The sequence below is a fragment of the Pseudomonas sp. DrBHI1 genome (genome assembly GCF_002205115.1).
Classification (GTDB): Bacteria; Pseudomonadota; Gammaproteobacteria; order Pseudomonadales; family Pseudomonadaceae; genus Aquipseudomonas; species Aquipseudomonas mosselii.
Genome location: NZ_NIBE01000023.1, coordinates 1 through 4,282, shown reverse-complemented (window position 1 = coordinate 4,282; position 4,282 = coordinate 1). Strand labels below are relative to the sequence as shown.

Sequence of the window (4,282 nt, the reverse complement as noted above, 5' to 3'; positions counted from 1 at the left end):
GGTGTACCTGAGCACCGCGTTTGGCTGGGACTTCTGGCTGGTCGGCGGCTTCCTCGCCGCGTGGATCATTGGCTACGGCATCGTCCAGTCGTTTGCTCCTCACATCACCGGCAAGAAGCGTGGTCATGTGCCCGACGGCCGAGCGGCCTTCATTTGGGCTCTCGCCCTGGCCGGACTGCCTGCGCTTATTGCCGTGGGCCTATCAGCAGGCTGGTCGGCGCAGGTGGTGTTGCTTGGTGGGCTGATGCTGTTCGGCGTGCTGTTCGCGGTGAACTCCTCGTTGCACAGCTACCTGATTGTCAACTATGCCAAGGAAGATGGGGTCTCGCTGGACGTAGGCTTCTACTACATGTCCAACGCCTTGGGGCGGCTGGTCGGGACACTGCTGTCAGGCTGGGTGTTCCAAGCTTACGGTTTGCAGGCCTGCCTGTGGGTTTCCAGCATTTTCGTACTGGCTGCTGCGCTCATCTCGATCGGGTTGCCCAGACATAGCGAGATGGCTCAGCAGACCCACTGAGCACAGGGTAAGAACGGAGGCACTCAAGCCTCCGCTTTCACCAGAAACTGCTCGATCTCAGCGACAGTGCTTCTGGCTGTGCGGGTCAACCCGATCAAGGTGGCGGATGCAGAGCCTGTCCACTCGCCATAACCCACCAGCCATAGGCCTGGCGCATTCACTGCACGTGTACCTGAAACTTCGACGCGATCGTCACCAGTGACTACCCCGAGGCTCGCCAAGTGCCCCAGCGCCGGCTTGAATCCGGTGCACCAAATCACAGCATCGGCTGCGGTCTCCGAGCCGTCTGCCCAGACCACTCCGTCGGGGGTGAAGCGAACGAAAGGCCTCACTGCATGAAGAACGTCTCGCTTACGCGCCTCGACCACAGGCGGGACCATCACGGTATCGCCCAGCCCACCGACTGGCTGCTCAATCACACGGCCCTCCATCTGCGCTTTCCAGCGCTCTGTCGCCCGTTCGAACAACACTCGACCATCCACATCATCCGGCAGGAAGAGTGGCTCGGTGGGCGTTACCCAGGTCGCATCCGCTACATGGGACACCTCTGCGAGATCTGTGCCCCAGAGTTTCCGCCACCGACGACCAGTACTCGCTTACCCGAGAACGACTGCGGCTCAACATAGTGAGCTGAATGCAACTGCTGGCCACGGAACAGCTCGGCACCGGGATAAGCAGGGATAGTGGGGTTGCTCCAGGTGCCGGTGGCACTGACCACTGCTTTAGCATCCCAGTACCCGCGCTCGGAATGGACACGCAATGTACCGCCCAGGCGCTCGACGGAGGTGACCCGTACTGGCCGCTCAATAGGGAACTGATAGGTAAGCGGGCGGTAGTCACACCTTTTTTGAGAGATATCCGGTTGTGTGGTGACTATGCGACTGTTGCTGGACATGATGCGGCCCAGGCTCTGTGAGCTTGGGCCGCTGGTCGTCACTTGTAAGCACCAGCCGAATAAATCAGCTCGTAGCTGTGGCTATAGATTTCCAGGATGTTTCCGAACGGGTCTTCCATGTAGACCATGCGGTATGGCTTCTCCCCAGGGTAATACTCACGCACAGGCATGCGTTGCTTGCCACCAGCGGCAACAATCTTGGCTGCCAAGCCTTCAACATCCGGATCTTGGACGCAGAAGTGGAAGATGCCGGTCTTCCAGTATTCAAAATTATTCTGAGGCTTTTCGGCGTTACGGAACTCAAAAATTTCCACGCCGATCCGATCACCCGTGGACATGTGAGCGATACGCAAGGAGCTCCAGCCGGCACCAAACACATCCGTACACATGACGCCTATAGCTGAGTCGTCCTCGGTGATCGTAGTCGGGGGCATGATCAAGTACCAACCCATGACTTCAGTGTAGAACTTCACCGCAGCGTCCAGATCGGTTACCGACAAGCCTAAGTGGGAGAAGCTACGTGGGTAAACTGATGACATAACCTGTACCTCTTCATCGTTGGTGAGGTGGCCAGTCTAGGAAGGCGGAGCCATAATGAAAATGATCATCAGATTATGGTAGTGATAAGAGATTGTTATGCTAAATCCACAATGGCTGAGAACCTTCGCTGCTCTGATCGAACAGGGTAACTTTACTCGCTGCGCTGAACACTTAGACCTGACGCAGGCCGCTGTCAGCCAGCATGTGCTGAAGCTCGAGGAGAGGCTTGGCCCGTTATTGATACGCCGCCCGCGCCAGCTCGAACTAACACCTGCTGGGCGAGCGCTGGTGAGCTACTGCGAGGAGGTTGGCGCAGCCGATCAGCGCCTGTATCAACGCTTGTCCGAGCATGATGACAAGCACGGAGACGTCGGGTTGATCTGTCCCGGCAGCATTGGACTGGTGCTGTACCCCATGCTGTTGACCGTTCAGCAGACGCATCCTGGCCTAGTTATTCGACAACGCTTTGCCCCTGATAAGGAGGTGCTCGAAGCCGTACTGGATAATCGATTCGAGTTAGGCCTTGTCACGTTCAAGCCCGACGATCCGCGCTTGTGCGTGAGTCGCTTTACCGAGGAGCCACTGGAGCTGATCGCACCTGCCTCGGAGCGAGTCGAAGGTTGGGAGGATCTGAGACGCATAGGCTTCATCGATCACCCTGATGGTCGCGCGATGGGCAGTCGACTGCTCAGTCGTTACTACCCTGATGAGTCGGGCATCGGCAGTCTTCCCTGTCGTGGCTTTACCAACCAGATTGGTCTGATTCTTGAGCCTGTTGCGCGAGGGTTAGGCTTTACGGTGCTACCGCGCTATGCACGGTTGGCGTTTCAACGAGCGGAAAGTATCCAGGTAATTAAGGGGCCACGATTAGTCGAGGACACGCTATGGTTGATACACCGCTCAGAATGGCCTCTATCTACTCGGGCAGAGCTGGTCGTTCAAAAACTGAAGACTCAGATTAAAGAGATGTAAGCGCGGAACTCCTACTAGCAAACATTTTTCCATGAATCACAAATTAGCGATGTGTCCACTGATGCGGTAGCAACAGATCGATTTCACTAGCCCGCTGCGTAGTCAGCCGTGTCAGCACATTATTGAGGTATGCATACGGATCATGCCCATTCATACGCGCCGACTGGATCAGACGCATGATTGCCGCAGCCCGTTTGCCACTGCGCAGCGACCCGATAAACAACCAGTTCGAGCGACCGAGTGCCCATGGCCGTATCTGGTTTTCGACCTGATTGTTGTCGATGGGCACAGCCCTATCGTCCAGGTAGCGCGTCAGCGCTACCCAGCGTTTCAGGCTGTAATCGAGGGCTTTGGCCGTGGCTGATCCGTTGGGCACCAGATCGCGCTGGGCCAACATCCACTCATGCAGTGTGCTGCTGATCGGTACCGCCATTTCCTGGCGTATTCGCCAACGGTCCTCGTTGCTCAAATCCCGAGCCTGGCGTTCAACCTCGTATAAACCGCCAATCGAGTGCAGCGCCTGTTCGGCCAGCTGACTTTTATTCGCGACATGCAGGTCGAAGAACTTGCGGCGAGCATGAGCCATGCAGCCGCTTTCAGTGATGCCTTGCTCAAAACCGGCTTTGTAGCCCGCGAAGTCATCGCAGACCAACTTGCCGTTCCAAGAGTCCAGGAAGTTGCGCGCATGTTCGCCTGCGCGGCTTGGGCTGAAGTCATACACCACCGCATTAAGCGCCGAAAACGGCGTCGTGCTGTAGGCCCAGACATAGGCCCGGTGGGTTTTCTTCTCGCCCGGCGCAAGCATTTGTACCGGTGTTTCATCGGCGTTGATCACGCCCTGGCTCAGCACCGCTTCACGCAGTGCATCGACCAGTGGCTGGAGTTGCACGCCAGTTTGCCCCGCCTGTTCAGGATGGCTACCCCTCATGCGAGCATGTCATCGACTACCTGAGCCGCTACGAAGCGCGCTATCAGTACCAAAGCCCTGCCGAGCTAAGGCGCGCCTGGCGGCGCTGAACGCAAACGACTGGTCAAGTCGAATGCAAACAGGTGGTCAAATGAATGCAATTACCCAGTCGGTACGCACCCGGGGGCAAGTCCCTGTTTTTGGTCTACCTAGGACGCATTTCACCTCACCTTCGAAATGAGAGGTGTCCACGTAGGGACTACAGGTGGTGATGACGCCGGTGGCATAACTCCAAGGCTCCCGCCCAGCTTCAAGCGGACGTAATGGCGACCAACCAGTGGGAGGGTTTCAACGAATACCTTGAATCGCCCCTGGTTTCGTAGACACCTCCAAGCCTCATAATGAGGCCCAAATAGGAGGTGCCATGAGTCGTCAGCGTTACCCCGAAGAA

At 57.1% G+C, this 4,282-nt stretch carries 3 protein-coding genes and 2 pseudogenes; 2 read left to right on the top strand and 3 right to left on the bottom strand.

The window, feature by feature from the left end; translation table 11 throughout:
* Positions 1-517 (top strand): MFS transporter (locus tag CC207_RS03705; RefSeq protein ID WP_143496059.1); only part of this gene is annotated, 517 nt, incomplete at its 5' end.
* A 23-nt stretch (positions 518-540) separates the two neighbouring features.
* Here the strand turns inward: CC207_RS03705 and CC207_RS03700 are convergent.
* Positions 541-1,337, bottom strand: a pseudogene (locus CC207_RS03700) (NAD(P)-binding domain-containing protein); the annotation flags it as partial.
* A gap of 113 nt (positions 1,338-1,450) precedes the next feature.
* The gene (locus CC207_RS03695) at positions 1,451-1,951 is read right to left on the bottom strand and encodes a lactoylglutathione lyase family protein (protein WP_028692302.1); all 501 of its coding nucleotides are present in this window, start codon (positions 1,949-1,951) and stop codon (positions 1,451-1,453) included.
* 97 nt (positions 1,952-2,048) lie between these two features.
* Between CC207_RS03695 and CC207_RS03690 the strand changes: the two genes are divergently transcribed.
* Positions 2,049-2,924: a LysR family transcriptional regulator gene (locus CC207_RS03690; protein WP_069017341.1), complete on the top strand. Its 876-nt coding sequence runs from the start codon at positions 2,049-2,051 to the stop codon at positions 2,922-2,924.
* A 43-nt stretch (positions 2,925-2,967) separates the two neighbouring features.
* Here CC207_RS03690 and CC207_RS03685 read toward each other — a convergent pair.
* Positions 2,968-3,828, bottom strand: a pseudogene (locus CC207_RS03685) (IS66 family transposase); the annotation flags it as partial.
* Between the last annotated feature and the right edge of the window lie 454 nt (positions 3,829-4,282).